Raw genomic sequence first — 16,021 nt, 5'->3', positions numbered from 1 at the left:
GCGCTCAATGCGCTTCATACTGAACTTTTATACTGGGCGGAGTCAGAGTATGATTAAATGTCTCATTATTTTGTCATTCCTACATATCAGAAGAATTTATATGCAACGTCATTACGAAGGAAGCATGACTAGAGTAATCTGTTTAAAAAGTTTATAGCTAAATAGTCAACGCATTTAAACAAACCTTAAACATTTAAAAATTAAACACTTAAACCTTTCAAATAAACCCAACGCACCTTTCCTAAAAAACCTGCTTAGGTTTTTAGGAAAACCTCCGCTGCTTTTGGTCATTTCCTCCGCTACTTTTATATAAAACCTCAGCAGGTTTTTTGGATGTCATTTTTAGTCTAAAATTTTGGTTAGTGTTTTTTAGTTTTTTCACTATGCTTATCAGCCTCAAGAAATTACTAATGAAATGATTAGGGCATATATGCGCTATTTAGTTCAAGAAAGAGAAATAAGTGAGTCGTATCAAAATCAAATGATTAATGCCATAAAATTCTATTATTAAGAGTATTGGGAGGAAAACAGCAAACTTATTTTATAGACCGTCCAAAGAAAAGTAAACCATTACCCATTGTGTTTTCACAAAAAGAAACTATTCAATTACTCAAATCTATTCCTAACTTAAAACATAAGACTATTTTAATTGTAATTTATAGTTGTGGTCTCAGAGTCAGTGAACTGATAAATTTAAAATTATCGTCTGTTTATTTAGAAGAAAATAAAATACACATTGTAGCTGATAAAGGTAAAAAAGACCGTTACGTAACTTTAGCCAAGAGAATTAAGAAACTCATAAAAATTTATATCAAAAATATGCTCCAGAGCAATATCTAATTGAAGGACAGCGAGGAAGTAAGTATACAGTATCAGTATTCGTGAATTTTTAAATAAATACACTCTGAATACTGGAATTACTAAAAAAGTGACTCCACATACACTTAGGCATAGTTTTGCAACTCACTTGTTAGAAAAAGGTATTAGTTTACGATACATCCAATATATATTAGGGCATCAAAATTCAAAGACCATCGAAATCTATACACATATTACGAAAACTGGTATTGAAAACATTAAAATTCTTTAGATGATTTTGACTTTGAGTAAGAAAATTGTAGTTTTAAAAATAACTAAATTCTTAAAAGAAAAATAGGTTTGGTTATAGTAGAAATAACAGGAATTCCTGTTATACATACGTTGGCAACAATATAAAAAAACAGAAATGGAAAAATATATTAATTACTTTGAACTGAACACTGATAAACTATTGGAAACTATTAAAGGTTATCCGATTGAAAAACTGACTAAAAAAAATGGTTCTGAATGGAATGTATTAGAAATTTTAGAACACATTTATATAACTGATAAGGTTATTTACAGCATTGTATCTAAACCTTCGGAAAGTGAATCCAAGACTACAGAAATTGTTGGACAAGGTAAACTGGAAACCATTTTAGTTGACCAGCGAAACAAAAAACTACAAACGCCTGAATTACTCAAGCCGAAAGGACATTTTCAAAATCTGACTGACTTTAATTCGGCATTTTCAACATTAAGGAATACTATCAAAAACGACTTAGCGACTGAAAAAATAAGACTTGACAATAGAATACATAATCATTTCCTATTAGGAGAAATGACAATAACCGATTGGCTCAACTTTATTTTGTTCCATACTGAACGACATCTAAAACAGATTGAGGATAGAATGAAAATAAATACTGTTGCCAACAATGTATAACCGCAATTACGGCGGATTCGACTACGTCCGAATCCACTCGGAATTGCTAAGGCTGGTGCTAAACCGAAAATAATAGCTAATTAAACCCGTAACTGACGGTTATACGAGACCGTAGGACATTTAAAAACAGACCTTTTAACTAAAAAAAACAAGAAATTCGAAATGAGTAAACTTTTAATAAACTACTTTTCTCAATACATTTCCCTAAATACGGAGGAAATTAGAATTATTGAAGAAAATTCTATTATTAAAAAACAAAAAAAAGGGACTGTTTTATTAAGAGAAAGTGAATATGCTAAAGAAAGTTATCTTTTATTAAAAGGGTGTGTTCGCAGCTATTTTTTAGTTGATGGAGAAGAAAAAAACACTGACTTCTTTTTAGAAAATGACCCAATTGTTCCTGTTAGTTATATCAAAAACAAACCTTCTGAATACTTTATAGAATGTCTTGAAGATTGCATTTTTTCGATAGGCAGAACAGAACGAACTGAACAATTCTTAATAAATCATCCTCAATTTATTCCTCTTTACAGAAAAATTAGTGATAATTTTACAACCAATCAATTGGTTTCAGCAAATAAATTTAGAAACCTCTCGCCTGAACAGCATTATTTAGAATTAAGAAAATTAAAACCTGATTTATTAAAAAGAGTTCCTCAATATCATTTAGCAAGTTATCTTGGGATCAAACCTCAATCTTTAAGTAGAATACGGAAACGACTTTCTCAACAAAAATAAATTCCTTTATCTTATCATTTTTCACCGAAGTTAACCTAGGTGTATGAATCCTGATTTTTAGAAGAATAATTTTGTAGCTCAATAAAAAATATATTTTATGAGAACGAAATTGTCTTTTTTATGGGTATTCGTATTGCTCAACATTATCATTAAGGACATTCACGACCTTTTTAGGACTGGTTTGCTTGAAGAAATACAGAGTGGAATTGTTAACGGTAATACAATCACAGAAGAACTTATGCTAATTGGTGGTGTATTACTCGAATTACCAATTTTAATGGTTGTACTTTCTCAATTTCTGCCATTTAAGGGCAACAAATGGACTAACATTGGTGTTGCTATCCTATCTATTCTTACAACTTTTATGAATCCGCCAAAGGATTTAGACGATATTTTTTTCTTGATAACAACTATTATTGGATTACTTACAATCATACTTTTTGCTTGGCAGAGTAAAGAAGTCTCAAACAAATAAAAAACTAAATATGGGAAATTTAGCTAACAAAACTGTTCTAATCACAGGTGCAACTAGTGGAATTGGATTAGCTTCTTCCAAAGCTTTAGCAAAAATGGGAGCTGAATTATATTTGATAGGGCGTAATTCAAAAAAAGGAGAAAAAATTATAAAGGAAATAAAATCAGAAACGGGAAATCAAAGTATATATTTAATAGTTGGCGATTTATCATCATTGACCGAAGTAGTCAAAATAGCCGAAACCTTTTTGAGTTACAACAAACCTTTACATATTCTTTTAAATAACGCAGGTGTCTTTAACACAATTAGAAAACTCACCATAGATGGCTATGAAGAAATGTTCGCCGTCAACTATCTATCTCATTTCTTGTTGACTAATTTATTACTTGAGCGAATAAAATCAACTGATTCCGCTAGAATTGTAAATGTAGCATCAGGAGCACATATGCTTGTTAAGAAAATGAACTTTGAAGATTTGAATTTTAATAATGGCTTTAAATCCCTGAAAGTGTATAGTCATTCAAAACTAGCAAACATTCTCTTTACCTATGAATTAACAAATAAACTCAAAGAAAGTAGCGTAACTGTCAATTCTGTTGACCCAGGAGAAGTAGGAACTAATTTAGGTTCTCAAAATGGTCTGTTTGGTAAAATAATTTCGCCACTTATGAAACTGTTTCTAAAGTCACCAGAAAAGGGGGCAAAAACCTCTATTTATATTTGTGCATCTTGCGAGATTAAGGGAGTAACAGGGGAAAATTTCAGAAATTGTAAAGTGAAAGAACTTAAACCTTGGGCAACTAATGCAGAGACCGCAAAAAAGCTTTGGGATATAAGCGAAAGATTAATTAATTCTTCGATAAAAACGCCCTACAACAACGTATATAAAACATAGCTATTTCTGGCTTTCTCAAAGGTTTTTGCTTATTTACGAAGTCCACCAAATTTTTAATTTTTATCTTTACCAACAGTAAAGATAAAAATTAAAAATTTGGCTCGTGTATAATCCGAAAAGTTCGTGTCTATTTACACGCTACATTTCATATACAAGACCGTTGGTGATAAGCTAAATCAAAAAGCGTTAAATTATTTATAATATTATAAAACAAATGAAATATTCGAGTCATCTATTATCGATATTCTCTTTAACAATAGTTATTTGTGGGTGTAAGGACAGAAAAGAAAATTCAAATTTGAGAGAGTTATTTTCTCAAGAAGAATACTTTCTTGGTCAAAAACCACCTGGTTTAACCCCTGAACTATTTGCTCCTGGTATGGTTTCAACAAAAAATCATGAAAGAATCCCGCTCTTCGATCCCCTAACAAAAGAGTTCTATTTTTTGAGACAACAAAAAGGCGAAACCTCTAAACCCTATGTTATTCGATTTAGAAATGGAGCATGGCAGCAACCCGTTATTACAGATGAAATAGAGGACTATGGCATGAAAAGCTTTATATCTCCTGATGGTAACACACTTTATCTTGGAAATGAGTTCCAAGAGCGAACTGCTTCTGGTTGGTCCGAAAAAATAAGTTTAGGTCCTGAATACGATCAAATTCTTATTATGCGTCTTACTACTTCTAATTTAGGCACCTATGTTTTTGATGAAAGAGATCCAGATGGTATTGGCACTATTCGATATTCTGTAGTAAAAGATGGTATACGTGAAGTACCAAAGCCATTCGGCAAGGAAATAAATACAGGGAAATGGACTGCCCATCCTTTTATTGCCCCTGATGAAACGTATTTGATCTGGGATAGTGAGCGAGAAGGTGGTTACGGAAACTCAGATTTGTATATAAGTTTCCGTAAGGAGGATGGATCTTGGGGCCCTGCAATTAATATGGGGCCAGAAATAAATACGGAATATGAAGATAATCGTGGTATGGTCTCACATGATGGAAAATATTTCTTTTTCAACAGAATACATCATGGCGAAACTTTTGAAGAATCTGAAGTTAATATATTTTGGGTAGATGTCCAGATTATTGAGAAACTCAGAAAGAATTCAAAATAGTTATTATACAAATGCCTATCACTAACACAGTGTATAAGTAATAGCGGTTTAAATGATAAAATAAAAGTATAAACATAAAACCAAAGGTCAGTGCAAAACTGAAAAGTTAGTGAGTAGAAATCCGCTACTACTCATACACGAGACCGTTGTGTGTCATTATGACCCGTCCTGAAAGAAGCTATGAAAGAGATATCTAAATTTTAAGAATAAATTCCTGTGATATTTTGCTTTTCACTCATTTCTCAATCTGCACTCTTTTTTTTGCTACAATAAAATAACTTGATGCACCTTTATATATCTTTTCGGTATCAATAGTCTGAAAGTTACCATTTGCAATTAAATCATCTATATCTGAACTTTTAACCCTTCTAATAGGAACTGGAATTATTCCAATTTTGCACATTATCTGAACTAGTCGAATTTGCAAGCTAACTAGAAAGGACATTTTATCTCTTAAGCACGGAGTAATAGATATAAACAACCCATCAGGTTTTAATAATTCATTTACTCTTTGCACTGCATTCTCGGGATTAGGAATAGTGTGCAACATATTAAAAGCAAGAATCCTATCAAAAGATTCTTTTTTTAGCTTTTCATCAAAAATATCTCCTTCAACGAATGTTATATTTTCAATATTATTATCAACTGCCTTTCCATTCGAAATTTCAATCATTTTTGATGATATATCAATGGCATAAATTTCTTTAACATAGTTGGCTATTTCACAAGCTGTTGTGCCTGTTCCACATCCATAATCCAATACAACATTAGTAGTTTCGAGATACTCTTTAGTGTATTCTCTTGACTTGCGGTGGATGTATTCAAAACGCTCCTCTGTATTATCATAGTTTTTTGAAGCATTATCCCAGAATTTTTTCAACTTACTCATTTTAACATTTTTTTTCAAGTGTTATGATTAACTCCTCAGAATTTATACTGGTTTTAAAGACATGTATATACATATATTGTCATTCTATTTTTTTTTGAATTTGTCTTTTGACAAGTCATAAGTAAATACTTCATCCAAAGTGACTTTAAAAACATTTGAGATTCTAAAGGCTAATTCGAGAGAAGGAGAATATTTCCCACTTTCTATAGCTGCCACAGTTTGTCTTGTAACTCCAATTTCGTCAGCCAATTGCTTTTGCGTCATTTCGTCCTTGAAAAACCGTAAAGTCCTTATCTTGTTTTGAATATGGTCTTTTTTCATCTTAAAATCCTTTATTGTAGAAATAGATTTTCCAAACATCACTCATTATTGATGACACAAACCCAAAACTCAAAATGGTTATAAACATATACTGAACTGAATAACCCATAGAAACAAGAATCATTGAAGCCATAAATCCAAACATTGTAATCCAATGACTATAACGATCTGATTTCATTTCTATAAGCCTATCGCGCTCATCCATAAACCCTAAATCTTCTTCATCCATATTTCTATTTTTTACTTTTTTGAAAATTGCAAATAAAATGAACAAGATGATTTTTGCAACCACCATTAACACTGTCAATTTTAATATAAAAACACTCCAAAATTTAATATCCAAAACCTTCGGAAGATTACTATCTACTTGAATTCCAAAAATATAAAATAGATAGCCTCCCGTTAATAAAATGGTTGTAGCGAAATTAAAAACTGTCTTTTGTACTTGTATTGTCATAATCTATTCTTTTTTACTTATGCTAAGTAATTTTAACGCAAAGTTAATTATTCTTAACATAATGTAAAATATTATTAACACTTAAAATGAAATTAGATAATAACTATTATTTAGGTAAAACATCTAACAAATTCAATATTGAATATGGTACAATCTGTTTGGTTAATTACAACAAACCTGTGTCTGAAAAATGGCATTACCATGAAAATTTTCATCTATCGTTAATTCTTCAGGGGGAAATTTAGAATCTAGAAAACAAGTATCAACTGGAAAAGTACTGTTTTATAATGAAGGAGAGTTACATTGTAATAAGCACACTTTATTCCCATCAAAAAATCTTAATATAGAATTGAGTAATGATTTTTTTAAAAACAATGATATATACTTAGATTGTAACAAATTATCAAATAAAACTCCTTTTTCTTCTTATTTTAAATTAATAAATATATATCATGAATTGAGTATAAATGATTTGCATACTTCCAATTCAATTTGCAATATTTCATATACACTATTTACATATGAAGAAGTAAAGAACAAACCAAATTGGTTAGGAAAATTAATAGAGATTATTGAAGATCGCTGGAACGAATTTATCCCTTTTCAAGAATTAGCTTCTACTCTTAATGTTCATCCAGTAACTATTTCAAAATATTTTAGAAGATACCAACATGGTACGATTGGAGATTTTATGAGAATAGTAAAGCTAAAAAGAGCATTTACGTTTTTATTAAACTCGGAAGATTCAATTACGGAAATAGCCTATAATTGTGGTTTTTCAGATCAAAGTCATATGACTAAGGTATTTAAAGCTTATGTTGGTTTTACCCCAAAAGGAATTAGGTTAATTTCATAATATATTCTGGCTAATATCATACTATTTTTTAAACCCACTATATTATAGTTTTGCCATAGTAAAAATATGAATATTAAAAAAATCATCAATCAAAAATGAAATCAAAACTAATTATTATGTTAATCCTTTTCGGAATTAACATAAATGCTCAAGAACTTGAAAAAAAAAGTATCAAGGAAATAATTAACATAATCCCTGAATTAATTACATCAAACTATGTAAACAAAGGAAAAGGAAAGCAAATTGCATTACAATTTCAGACAGAAATCAATTCTGGTAAATATTTTAAAATTAAACATCCAGACACCTTAGCAAGTCTACTTACAAAAGATTTAAAAAGAATAAGTAAAGATGGACATATGTATGTTAATCATTTAGCGAAAACTTCTAAAAAAACAACTAAAATAACTGATTGGGAAGCAGAAGAAAAAGCCCTTGAAATAAAACTCAACTTTGGTTTTACAGCAATTCAAATTTTAGAAAACAATACAGGTTATATAAAAATAGTAGAATTTATGCACCCAAAACGTTCTATGCAAACTGCAGTTGCTGCTATGAAAATAGTTGAGAACACAGATAATTTAATCATTGATATTCGTGACAATGGTGGAGGTTATTCTGGTATATTAGAATATATAATGAATCATTATTTTGATGGTCCACCAACATTACTTTCTACGACTTACTTTTCTGATCCAAAAATGACACCATATACCAATTACACATCAGATTTGGTCTATGGAAAATTAAGAATTGGAAAACCATTGTATATCTTAATAAATGGTAATACAGGCTCTGCTTCAGAATATTTCGCATATACCTTACAAGCTTTTGGGAAAGCTATAATTATTGGTGAAAAATCAGCAGGTTCTGCACATAATAATGAATACTTTTCGTTAACAGATAATTTCAGAATTTCTATTTCAACGGCAATGCCAATAAATGAGATAACAAAAACAAATTGGGAACAGAAAGGAGTTATACCAGATGTAATTGTTACGAGTGAGAATGCTAAGAAAAAAGCTATAGAAATGATACTAAGTGAAAAATAACTATTGCCAACAATGTGTATAGTGCATAAGGGTTTCAGAGGTTTTCGAGCGGTATTACCCGCATCAATTTTGGGTGGTAACTCGAAAGGTTTGAATCTCGCAATCCCTTACGACACCATACACCAGCCGTTAGGCACAATACAAAAAAAATCCAGAAATGATTGAACAACCTACCAAAGCGAAAAAACGGATTGATTTATTAGATATTTATCGAGGGTTTGCCATTCTAGGAATATTTGTAGTAAATATTGTCATAATGAATTCAACCTTCCTTAATCAGGATGAATTTGCTAAACAATGGACTTCCAATATTGACCAAATTACAGAGAAAGTACTTCAGCTATTTTTTTACACCAAATTCTTTCCAATATTCTCATTGCTATTCGGGTTGGGCATTTCAATGCAAGTCTTAAAAATGTTCGATGAAAACAAACTCTCATTCTCATTTTTTACAAGACGAATGCTGATTTTATTTGTTTTTGGAGTTCTACATATTGTTTTTATTTGGTCTGGCGATGTCTTAAATTTATATGCGATAATTGGATTATTTACAACTTTTATGATTAAAAGGTCGAATAGATTAATTCTCGCACTTTCTGCACTTTTTCTTTTTTCCCCATTTTATGACCAAATTTTGGAATTCGTGTTCAGCCAATTTAATTTTAAACCGGAACTATATCTAAATGATTATACTGGTGAAATAGTAAACCAAACAATTAGAAATGGAAGTTATTTACAAGGCGTAAAATTAAGGCTGTTGGAATACCTATCTAACATTCCTATGCTTTTCGGATTTTTAGCACCAATCGCAATTTCGATGTTTTTATTAGGGCTTTATCTTGGCAAAAACAAAATTTACAAATCATTAGACAGTTTTATAGACCGCATAAAAAAGCCAATATTGGCAATTGCAATAATAACTAATCTTTACAGAATATTGTTTCTATTTGTATTAGTAGAAAATGAGATTTTTAAAATAGAGAGCTATAGAGAGATTTTGATTAAAATAATGGTGCTTTCTGATGTTGCAATGGGTTTATTTTATCTTTGGGCGATTGGCTGGCTTTATTACAAAACTAAATGGAATAAAATTTTATTGCCTTTAAAATATGTTGGACGAATGGCATTGACAAATTATATAATGCAAAGTTTTATCGGTTTGATTTTATTTTCATCAATCGGTTTTAAACTTTACGAAACTTTAAGTCCGTCAAAAACATTTTTGACAGCGATTTTGGTGTTTGTCTTTCAAATTATATTTAGCAAAATTTGGCTAAAATATTTTAGATTTGGACCATTGGAATGGATTTGGCGTTGTTTGACATATAGAAAATTATTGTCAATTAAGGTAAAAAGCACTGTACCTAACAAAGAACTGAGGCGAAAAACATGTAAATTCTAATTATTTTTCACCAAAACACTTCTAAAATTAGCATCGTATGGAATTTGGTTTTTAACTATTGAGAAAGCTTGTTTTAATAGTTTATTACACACTGCTATTAATGCTAGCTTTTTACTCTTGCCTTTGGTTACTATTCTATCAAAAAGTGCTTTACAAGCTGTATTATATTTACAGGCATTAAAACTACATAAGAATAGTAAATTTCGTAATTTAGTATTACCTATTTTGCTTATTCTTGATCGCCCTTTTACAATGCTTCCAGATTGCCTAATTACTGGTGTTATGCCTGCATAACTACACAACTCTTTTGAACTTTCAAAACGATTAAAACCATCGGTAAAAACTAATAACATTAAAGCTGTTTTATCTCCAATACCTGGTATTGTTTTTAACAATGTTAGTGATTTTTGATATTCTGATTTAACATTCTTTAGCAATTTACCTTCTAGTACTTTGATCTCTTTTCTCAAGTGCTTTAACTGCCTGTTTAAAGAACCTATTACTGCTTTTGAAGGAATACCTAAAACCTGCTCTCCATGAATTTTATTTTTTAACTGAGTACCTTGTTTAGTGTAAACACTAAGTAATCGAGATAGTTGTAAGCTTTCCTGTTGTGTTTTAGATTGTCCAAACCACAGATCTGGATCACAATCTTTAGCATAGTTGAGTATCATTTTTGAATCACTCTTATCTGTCTTTATTTTTGATAAGTGCATCTGGATATAACGCTTAATCTTTAAAGGATTTACCACGCAAACTCCTTTTCCGTTTTCTAATAAAAAATATGCTAAACGTACATGATAATAACCTGTGGCTTCTAGTACGCAAATGGAAGTATCATCTAATAACTTTAATAGCTTCTTAAAGCCAGATATACTATTGTTAAATTGATAATACTCATAATTATCATCACAAACATCAAAGACATCTTTACTTATGTCTATTCCAAAATATTTTTATCTTTATTCATAACAAAAAAAGGATTATAAAGAGCCTATCTACTGTGAATTCAACAACTTAAAATCGAAGTCTTAAGCTTCATAGAACTGAACGAATTTAACGTAGAAAAGAGAAGGGATTATCAATGTTGACGAAATCTAGGTTTCTGCGTGTATAATAACCTTAATCTTCTCTTTGGTTCTTTATGATTAATATCTAATTTAATGAAATGCTAACTTAAGCCGTGTATAATTCATTGCTAGGTCACTGCCGACTTACGAAAATTCCGTTGGAATTTTCTATCTGTGATTTGTTTGCTAACTTTAAGGCTTAACCACGCAATGAAATCATACACAAGTCCGTTGTATTTAATTAAACACTCAAAAATGAAAAAAACAATCTTGTTACCTTTTCTGATTTTTTTAATTACTACAAGTTGTAATAAAGAAAAAGACAAACATCTTATTGATGTTGGACCGTTTAGCATAATTGTACCTTCTGACTTTGTATATAAAAAAGGTTTTGGGCTAGATTCGTTTGGCGGAATGATAACGAATGGAAAATCCATTTTTGAATTTGAATTTGGCATGTATGGTTCAACTGGAGAAATAACAAGGGAACAATTCATAAAAAATTATTCAAATAATTTAGATGACGATGGTTTACATCAATTAATGAGACTAATTAATCTAGATTCTTTTAAATATGAAAATGGAAAAATAAACAAGTTGAAAATTAGAAATAAAATAAAAAAACTGTCTCTAAATAAAATGTCGGATAAAGTTAAATTGAGTATTTATGAGAATAAAAAATGTTCATATTACTACTCATTTAAATTTGAAAATAACACTTATAATATTCCATTTTTCAAATATGACAAAAAGAATGATTATTTTAAATATTACAAAATAAAAACAGATACCATAGATAATTCACGTAGGACAATTTCTATTTGGACTAACAAGGAGAATCATAGAAAATCTAGTTTATATATTGTTTCGCTTGACAAAGAAGCTAGAAATGGATTGTCAATTGGAATTTCATCCGCAAGCAAATTAGGCAAAGAACAAATTATAGAAATTTTTAATAGTATTAGATTGAAAAATAACTAAGTACAACACAGTGTATAATTCATTGCTTCTGATTTTCCTATCGGAAAACCTTTCGCGGCTGAACAATGGGCGTCGACTTTTTGCTATCTTAGTGAATTAGCAACGAAACCATACACAGAACGTTGTAAATCATTAGAAAAAATGAATAGAGATATTGAAACCATATTAAATGCTCTAACCGAAACACCTAGACTATTAAAAGAATTGATTTCTGAAATTGACCCTGAACTTTACAAAGAAAAAATTATAAAGGATAAATGGTCGATTCATGAAAACGCAACCCATATAGCAGTTGGAGATATTTACGGATTTCAAAAAAGACTCAAAGATTTTAGAGAAAAGGAAAAACCAATATTTGAACCTTTATCTGGAGATAATTTTGATGAAAACTTTTTCTTAGAATTGGATTTAGAAAAAACTCTGGCAGACTTTTTTGAGATTAGACAACAGACAATTGAATTGGCTAAAGAATTTAAATCAACAGATTGGAATAAACTAGCTGTTCATCCTGAATATAAAACCTATACACCATATATAATGCTCAGACATTTATTAATGCATGATCATAATCATTTATATAAAATTGAAGATATGGGATTTGGAATTGGACACATAAAATAACGAAGCTACAACAACAACTAAAATTAATGTGGGCTTCTGTTCTACTCCAATGTTTTGTCTATATTTACTAAGTCGCTAAATCCTTTTTGATTTAGCTTTTGACAAAAAATTTTAAATCAAACAAAAAGGCTTCAGCTTTGTGCGTTCTCGAAAATCTTAGCGATTTTCTAACCACACAAACCTTAGCCAAACCGTTGTAAGCAATTGTAGATAACACTCAAAAATTTTAATATTGAAATCTGAAAAAACAACATTTGATTCAAATACATTACCAAAATGTAAATTAGAAGAGAAAAAATTTGAATGGGGAGAACCATACACTGTTATGACTCCTATATTTGATTTAGATGTTAAAGAGACGGACTCTAAACTTGAGTATTTTATAGATGTTTATGGTAAAAACAATTTCAAAACTCAGTTACTAAGACTTTATAATAAAATTAATAATTATGAAGAGACCAAAGGAATAATCAATTTCAAATATGAAGAGTTATCAGATGAGAAAAGAGTTACTCTTAAAAAGAAAATAAATGAATATCTGGAAATAACAAAAGACAGAATTTCTCCTTGGGAATTGTATGAACCTTATAATTATACTGAATTGGATTATATTGAAAAACTCTCAAAGGAAATTAACGGGAAAATATATTATGTTGAAAAAGAATAACTGCTTACAACAAGGTATAAAAAACATAGTAATTTTGTGTTTAACCGAAAGTTCTATGAATATTAACAGAGTACGCCAAATATAAAATTTGGCATTTTCAACAAAAAAGATAAAAGCAAAATATTATATTTGGCTTAGTATCAAACCGAAGCGATAGTGCTTATCACCTACCCTACGTTTCTTATACTGAACGTTAGCTTTCATTTACGAAATACTTCAATGAATCTTTTATATGAACAGAATAAAAAATACAATAAAAATTATTGAAAATAATTTGGGAATCAGTCTAAAAGCCTTTCCTCATGCTTCAGGAATTGATCAACAGTATTTCATACATAAAGGAAAGTTGCGTTTTTTAGAGTTTCATGAATTACATTTCGAAAATTTAGATGCTCTAAAACCTGTATTTCAAATAGTAAAAAGACTAATATTTTATGATTGTACATTTAATACGAATACTATTGTTGAAGGTTTTAAACAATTTACAGCTCTTGAACATGTAGTTGTAAATATTACTGAGGACACCAATTTAACAACTGCAGACTCTATTTTAACAGTTCAAGCTTTCTTACAATTAGAAAACCTCAAAGAGTTAGAAATTTTAATTGATTACGAAAAATTACCAGCAAATACTGTAATACTTGATTTTAAAGAACTTAAGAATATTGAAAGATTGAGAATACACTCTTACAATGTTAATAGTGATAAAATGATTGTTTTTAAAGGGGCAGAATATCTTACCAAACTTAAAAAACTAGAATTGGAGTGCGATTGTATGATAGCCGATTTAAATAAATTCAAAAAATTGCAACATCTTTGTACAGAAAGTTTTCATCTTCAAATAACAGATAAATTAAAAACGCTTAAAACTTTAGAAATTTCCGTTCTTAAAGATGATTATTCTATTTATTCTTTAGAACAATTTCCTAATTTAGAGAATTTAAAGATTTCTAGTTGTAATAGTATTCAATTAGGTAAGTTAGAAAAACTTAAGCGTTTAGTTCTTAGTCCTGGTGATGATTTAGAAGACGCTACCCGTTTTGATCAATTACCAAACTTAGAAGAACTAGAACTGCACCTAAGCGATAGTGCTGAAATCAAAAACCTTGACAAACTTACCAATTTAAAGTCGTTAAACTTTGGATATGAAAATGGCGTGCCAAGCAAAATAACCAATATCGATGGATTGAAAAATCTTAAGCAGTTAGAGTATTTAAACCTATACAACAATAATATTTCAGATATTAGTGTTTTGAATGAACTACCCAACTTAAAAGAAGTTAATCTTGGATGTAATGACATAACGGAAGAAGATGCAAAAAAACAACTAAAGAAACCAGTAGTTTTATATTTTTCAGGTTTACCTGTTAGACCAAAAACTAATGTTCCTTGGGGTATTTGGGGTAATATTGATTGAATAAAAACGAAAGGTTTGTGAGTAGAAACCTGCTACTACTCATACACAAAACCGTTAAGCAAGTTGACTAATGAAACACAAGAAGAAAATATCAATCGGAATTGTAATCTTAGTAGTTGGAATTATTTTCTGGCAATTTGGATTTTTTAACCGATTCAATTATTTAACTGCGAAAATTGACATTTGGAGGGATTCAGCTAGAATTGTAACCACTTTACCACCAATGTATCCTTGCGGAGTTCCTTGCATCAGTTTGAGAGAAAATTATGGATTTCACGAATCAAATGTTGGTTGCATTTTTTCTGGGTCAACAATACGTGGAATTGAAGCCTATAACGCTGAAATTGAAAAATATCTAAACGAAAGAAACGGAAAGGGTTGGCGAGAAAAATATCACGCAGAATTGGACTCACTGATTAAAAATAATAGAATAAAATGAAATTAAAAAACAGCATCTTTTTTATTACACTTACTGGAGTTTTAATGCTATCCTGTCAATCCAATAGAATACAACCACTTGAAGAGTCTAAATTTTATACAGACTCTATTTTCAGTGAAAGTTTAGATGAATACCGAAAACATAATGTGTATCTACCAAAAGGATTTGATCGCCAAAAAAAATATCCCATAATGTATGCTACTGATGGAAGTAAATCAATAAAGGAAAGCCCATTCAAATCTGTAATGGATTCACTAATCGAACATAAAATAGTAAAGCCATACATATACATTGCTAGTCATTCCAATAGTAAAGTCGCCGATAGTAGTGGTACATTAGGAAATGGAGATACAATGTACTTAGCATACAGATATTTTGAATATGTAGATCAATACGCTGAAGGTCACAATAGTCCTGAACTTGCGGACAGATTTAAAAATCACATGCACTACTTTAACAATGAATTGATAACATCGGTAGAACATACATTCAATCAAAAAATAACTAAAGAAGATCGATATTTTTATGGTTTTTCAAATGGAGCTGGTTTTGGATTACATTTATTAAATCGTCATCCAGAAACAATTGGAACTTACCTCTGTTTTTCAACATTTGGAGGCAATGTTCAATCAAACACTTGGAAAGAAAACGTCGAGTATCCTAAATTATACTTAGAATATGGAAGTGAAGAACCTTTCTTTCTAAAAGAAGATGCAGATTTTTTAAAAGAAAAATTTGAAAATCTACATTTATTTGCAGAAATCAATGAGTTTCAAGGAGGTCACGACTACAAAATATGGAATGAAAAATTTATTGAAATTACGACTCAACTACTTCAGTATAAGTCCACGAAACATTGAACGAAAACAATTAA

The 16,021-nt window shown here is 30.0% G+C and carries 21 protein-coding genes; 17 read left to right on the top strand and 4 right to left on the bottom strand.

The window, feature by feature from the left end; translation table 11 throughout:
- Nucleotides 1-415: 415 nt before the first annotated feature.
- From ACOQOS_RS22850 to ACOQOS_RS22815, 8 genes are all read left to right on the top strand, one after another.
- Nucleotides 416-511, top strand: coding sequence for a hypothetical protein (locus tag ACOQOS_RS22850; protein WP_420572748.1), 96 nt, complete (start codon nucleotides 416-418; stop codon nucleotides 509-511).
- Nucleotides 512-516: 5 nt separating this feature from the next.
- Nucleotides 517-840: a tyrosine-type recombinase/integrase gene (locus tag ACOQOS_RS22845; RefSeq protein WP_420572747.1), complete on the top strand. Its 324-nt coding sequence runs from the start codon at nucleotides 517-519 to the stop codon at nucleotides 838-840.
- 88 nt (nucleotides 841-928) lie between these two features.
- The gene (locus ACOQOS_RS22840; protein WP_420572746.1) at nucleotides 929-1,090 is read left to right on the top strand and encodes a tyrosine-type recombinase/integrase; all 162 of its coding nucleotides are present in this window, start codon (nucleotides 929-931) and stop codon (nucleotides 1,088-1,090) included.
- A gap of 135 nt (nucleotides 1,091-1,225) precedes the next feature.
- Nucleotides 1,226-1,744 carry a DinB family protein gene (locus tag ACOQOS_RS22835; protein ID WP_420572745.1) on the top strand — a complete coding sequence of 173 codons (519 nt, stop codon included), beginning with the start codon at nucleotides 1,226-1,228 and terminating at the stop codon, nucleotides 1,742-1,744.
- A 162-nt stretch (nucleotides 1,745-1,906) separates the two neighbouring features.
- Complete coding sequence (locus ACOQOS_RS22830; protein WP_420572744.1) at nucleotides 1,907-2,482, top strand: Crp/Fnr family transcriptional regulator; 576 nt, start codon at nucleotides 1,907-1,909, stop codon at nucleotides 2,480-2,482.
- A gap of 97 nt (nucleotides 2,483-2,579) precedes the next feature.
- Complete coding sequence (locus tag ACOQOS_RS22825) at nucleotides 2,580-2,957, top strand: DUF6326 family protein (protein WP_420572743.1); 378 nt, start codon at nucleotides 2,580-2,582, stop codon at nucleotides 2,955-2,957.
- 10 nt (nucleotides 2,958-2,967) lie between these two features.
- On the top strand, nucleotides 2,968-3,852 hold the full coding sequence (locus ACOQOS_RS22820) for an SDR family oxidoreductase (RefSeq protein WP_420572742.1): 885 nt from the start codon (nucleotides 2,968-2,970) through the stop codon (nucleotides 3,850-3,852).
- A 214-nt stretch (nucleotides 3,853-4,066) separates the two neighbouring features.
- Nucleotides 4,067-4,975: a hypothetical protein gene (locus ACOQOS_RS22815; RefSeq protein WP_420572741.1), complete on the top strand. Its 909-nt coding sequence runs from the start codon at nucleotides 4,067-4,069 to the stop codon at nucleotides 4,973-4,975.
- 235 nt (nucleotides 4,976-5,210) lie between these two features.
- On the opposite strand, the gene ACOQOS_RS22810 is transcribed toward ACOQOS_RS22815, so the two are convergent.
- From ACOQOS_RS22810 to ACOQOS_RS22800, 3 genes are all read right to left on the bottom strand, one after another.
- Nucleotides 5,211-5,864, bottom strand: a complete 654-nt coding sequence (locus ACOQOS_RS22810; protein ID WP_420572740.1) for a class I SAM-dependent methyltransferase — start codon at nucleotides 5,862-5,864, stop codon at nucleotides 5,211-5,213.
- A gap of 84 nt (nucleotides 5,865-5,948) precedes the next feature.
- Nucleotides 5,949-6,185: a helix-turn-helix transcriptional regulator gene (locus tag ACOQOS_RS22805; protein WP_420572739.1), complete on the bottom strand. Its 237-nt coding sequence runs from the start codon at nucleotides 6,183-6,185 to the stop codon at nucleotides 5,949-5,951.
- Between the two features lies 1 nt (nucleotide 6,186).
- Nucleotides 6,187-6,642, bottom strand: a complete 456-nt coding sequence (locus ACOQOS_RS22800; RefSeq protein ID WP_420572738.1) for a hypothetical protein — start codon at nucleotides 6,640-6,642, stop codon at nucleotides 6,187-6,189.
- 349 nt (nucleotides 6,643-6,991) lie between these two features.
- Here ACOQOS_RS22800 and ACOQOS_RS22795 point away from each other — a divergent pair, with 349 nt between their 5' ends.
- The 3 genes from ACOQOS_RS22795 (at nucleotide 6,992) to ACOQOS_RS22785 (ending at nucleotide 9,952) form a co-directional block, all read left to right on the top strand.
- Nucleotides 6,992-7,498: a helix-turn-helix domain-containing protein gene (locus tag ACOQOS_RS22795; protein WP_420572737.1), complete on the top strand. Its 507-nt coding sequence runs from the start codon at nucleotides 6,992-6,994 to the stop codon at nucleotides 7,496-7,498.
- 116 nt (nucleotides 7,499-7,614) lie between these two features.
- A complete protein-coding gene (locus tag ACOQOS_RS22790; RefSeq protein WP_420572736.1) occupies nucleotides 7,615-8,550 on the top strand; it encodes a S41 family peptidase in 936 nt (311 codons plus the stop codon).
- A gap of 157 nt (nucleotides 8,551-8,707) precedes the next feature.
- Nucleotides 8,708-9,952, top strand: coding sequence for a DUF418 domain-containing protein (locus tag ACOQOS_RS22785; protein ID WP_420572735.1), 1,245 nt, complete (start codon nucleotides 8,708-8,710; stop codon nucleotides 9,950-9,952).
- Here the strand turns inward: ACOQOS_RS22785 and ACOQOS_RS22780 are convergent.
- Nucleotides 9,949-10,890 carry an IS110 family transposase gene (locus ACOQOS_RS22780; protein ID WP_420575176.1) on the bottom strand — a complete coding sequence of 314 codons (942 nt, stop codon included), beginning with the start codon at nucleotides 10,888-10,890 and terminating at the stop codon, nucleotides 9,949-9,951. The genes ACOQOS_RS22785 and ACOQOS_RS22780 overlap by 4 nt on opposite strands.
- A 387-nt stretch (nucleotides 10,891-11,277) precedes the next feature.
- On the opposite strand from ACOQOS_RS22780, the gene ACOQOS_RS22775 reads away from it, so the two are divergent.
- The 6 genes from ACOQOS_RS22775 to ACOQOS_RS22750 all read left to right on the top strand — a co-directional run bounded on the left by ACOQOS_RS22775 (nucleotide 11,278) and on the right by ACOQOS_RS22750 (nucleotide 16,007).
- A complete protein-coding gene (locus tag ACOQOS_RS22775) occupies nucleotides 11,278-12,003 on the top strand; it encodes a hypothetical protein (RefSeq protein WP_420572734.1) in 726 nt (241 codons plus the stop codon).
- A 141-nt stretch (nucleotides 12,004-12,144) separates the two neighbouring features.
- Nucleotides 12,145-12,624: a DinB family protein gene (locus ACOQOS_RS22770; protein ID WP_420572733.1), complete on the top strand. Its 480-nt coding sequence runs from the start codon at nucleotides 12,145-12,147 to the stop codon at nucleotides 12,622-12,624.
- A gap of 232 nt (nucleotides 12,625-12,856) precedes the next feature.
- Entirely contained in the window at nucleotides 12,857-13,291 is a 435-nt protein-coding gene (locus tag ACOQOS_RS22765; RefSeq protein WP_420572732.1) for a hypothetical protein, read from the top strand.
- A 232-nt stretch (nucleotides 13,292-13,523) separates the two neighbouring features.
- Nucleotides 13,524-14,708 (top strand): leucine-rich repeat domain-containing protein, encoded by a 1,185-nt coding sequence (locus tag ACOQOS_RS22760; RefSeq protein ID WP_420572731.1) that lies wholly within the window; start codon nucleotides 13,524-13,526, stop codon nucleotides 14,706-14,708.
- Between the two features lie 70 nt (nucleotides 14,709-14,778).
- On the top strand, nucleotides 14,779-15,147 hold the full coding sequence (locus ACOQOS_RS22755) for a hypothetical protein (protein ID WP_420572730.1): 369 nt from the start codon (nucleotides 14,779-14,781) through the stop codon (nucleotides 15,145-15,147).
- Nucleotides 15,144-16,007, top strand: a complete 864-nt coding sequence (locus ACOQOS_RS22750) for an alpha/beta hydrolase (protein ID WP_420572729.1) — start codon at nucleotides 15,144-15,146, stop codon at nucleotides 16,005-16,007. The genes ACOQOS_RS22755 and ACOQOS_RS22750 overlap by 4 nt, the downstream gene beginning before the upstream one ends.
- The last annotated feature ends 14 nt before the right edge of the window (nucleotides 16,008-16,021 follow it).

Origin of the sequence: Kordia sp. (genome assembly GCF_965224175.1) — a bacterium.
Classification (GTDB): Bacteria; Bacteroidota; Bacteroidia; order Flavobacteriales; family Flavobacteriaceae; genus Kordia.
This window is presented reverse-complemented; position numbering and strand designations above follow the sequence as displayed.

What these genes read in the sequence shown, in the direction of transcription:
- ACOQOS_RS22850 (WP_420572748.1), top strand. Translation starts at nt 416, where the DNA reads ATGATTAGGGCATATATGCGCTATTTAGTTCAAGAAAGAGAAATAAGT.
- ACOQOS_RS22835 (WP_420572745.1), top strand. Translation starts at nt 1,226, where the DNA reads ATGGAAAAATATATTAATTACTTTGAACTGAACACTGATAAACTATTG.
- ACOQOS_RS22830 (WP_420572744.1), top strand. Translation starts at nt 1,907, where the DNA reads ATGAGTAAACTTTTAATAAACTACTTTTCTCAATACATTTCCCTAAAT.
- ACOQOS_RS22825 (WP_420572743.1), top strand. Translation starts at nt 2,580, where the DNA reads ATGAGAACGAAATTGTCTTTTTTATGGGTATTCGTATTGCTCAACATT.
- ACOQOS_RS22820 (WP_420572742.1), top strand. Translation starts at nt 2,968, where the DNA reads ATGGGAAATTTAGCTAACAAAACTGTTCTAATCACAGGTGCAACTAGT.
- ACOQOS_RS22815 (WP_420572741.1), top strand. Translation starts at nt 4,067, where the DNA reads ATGAAATATTCGAGTCATCTATTATCGATATTCTCTTTAACAATAGTT.
- ACOQOS_RS22810 (WP_420572740.1), bottom strand. Translation starts at nt 5,864, where the DNA reads ATGAGTAAGTTGAAAAAATTCTGGGATAATGCTTCAAAAAACTATGAT.
- ACOQOS_RS22805 (WP_420572739.1), bottom strand. Translation starts at nt 6,185, where the DNA reads ATGAAAAAAGACCATATTCAAAACAAGATAAGGACTTTACGGTTTTTC.
- ACOQOS_RS22800 (WP_420572738.1), bottom strand. Translation starts at nt 6,642, where the DNA reads ATGACAATACAAGTACAAAAGACAGTTTTTAATTTCGCTACAACCATT.
- ACOQOS_RS22790 (WP_420572736.1), top strand. Translation starts at nt 7,615, where the DNA reads ATGTTAATCCTTTTCGGAATTAACATAAATGCTCAAGAACTTGAAAAA.
- ACOQOS_RS22785 (WP_420572735.1), top strand. Translation starts at nt 8,708, where the DNA reads ATGATTGAACAACCTACCAAAGCGAAAAAACGGATTGATTTATTAGAT.
- ACOQOS_RS22775 (WP_420572734.1), top strand. Translation starts at nt 11,278, where the DNA reads ATGAAAAAAACAATCTTGTTACCTTTTCTGATTTTTTTAATTACTACA.
- ACOQOS_RS22770 (WP_420572733.1), top strand. Translation starts at nt 12,145, where the DNA reads ATGAATAGAGATATTGAAACCATATTAAATGCTCTAACCGAAACACCT.
- ACOQOS_RS22760 (WP_420572731.1), top strand. Translation starts at nt 13,524, where the DNA reads ATGAACAGAATAAAAAATACAATAAAAATTATTGAAAATAATTTGGGA.
- ACOQOS_RS22755 (WP_420572730.1), top strand. Translation starts at nt 14,779, where the DNA reads ATGAAACACAAGAAGAAAATATCAATCGGAATTGTAATCTTAGTAGTT.
- ACOQOS_RS22750 (WP_420572729.1), top strand. Translation starts at nt 15,144, where the DNA reads ATGAAATTAAAAAACAGCATCTTTTTTATTACACTTACTGGAGTTTTA.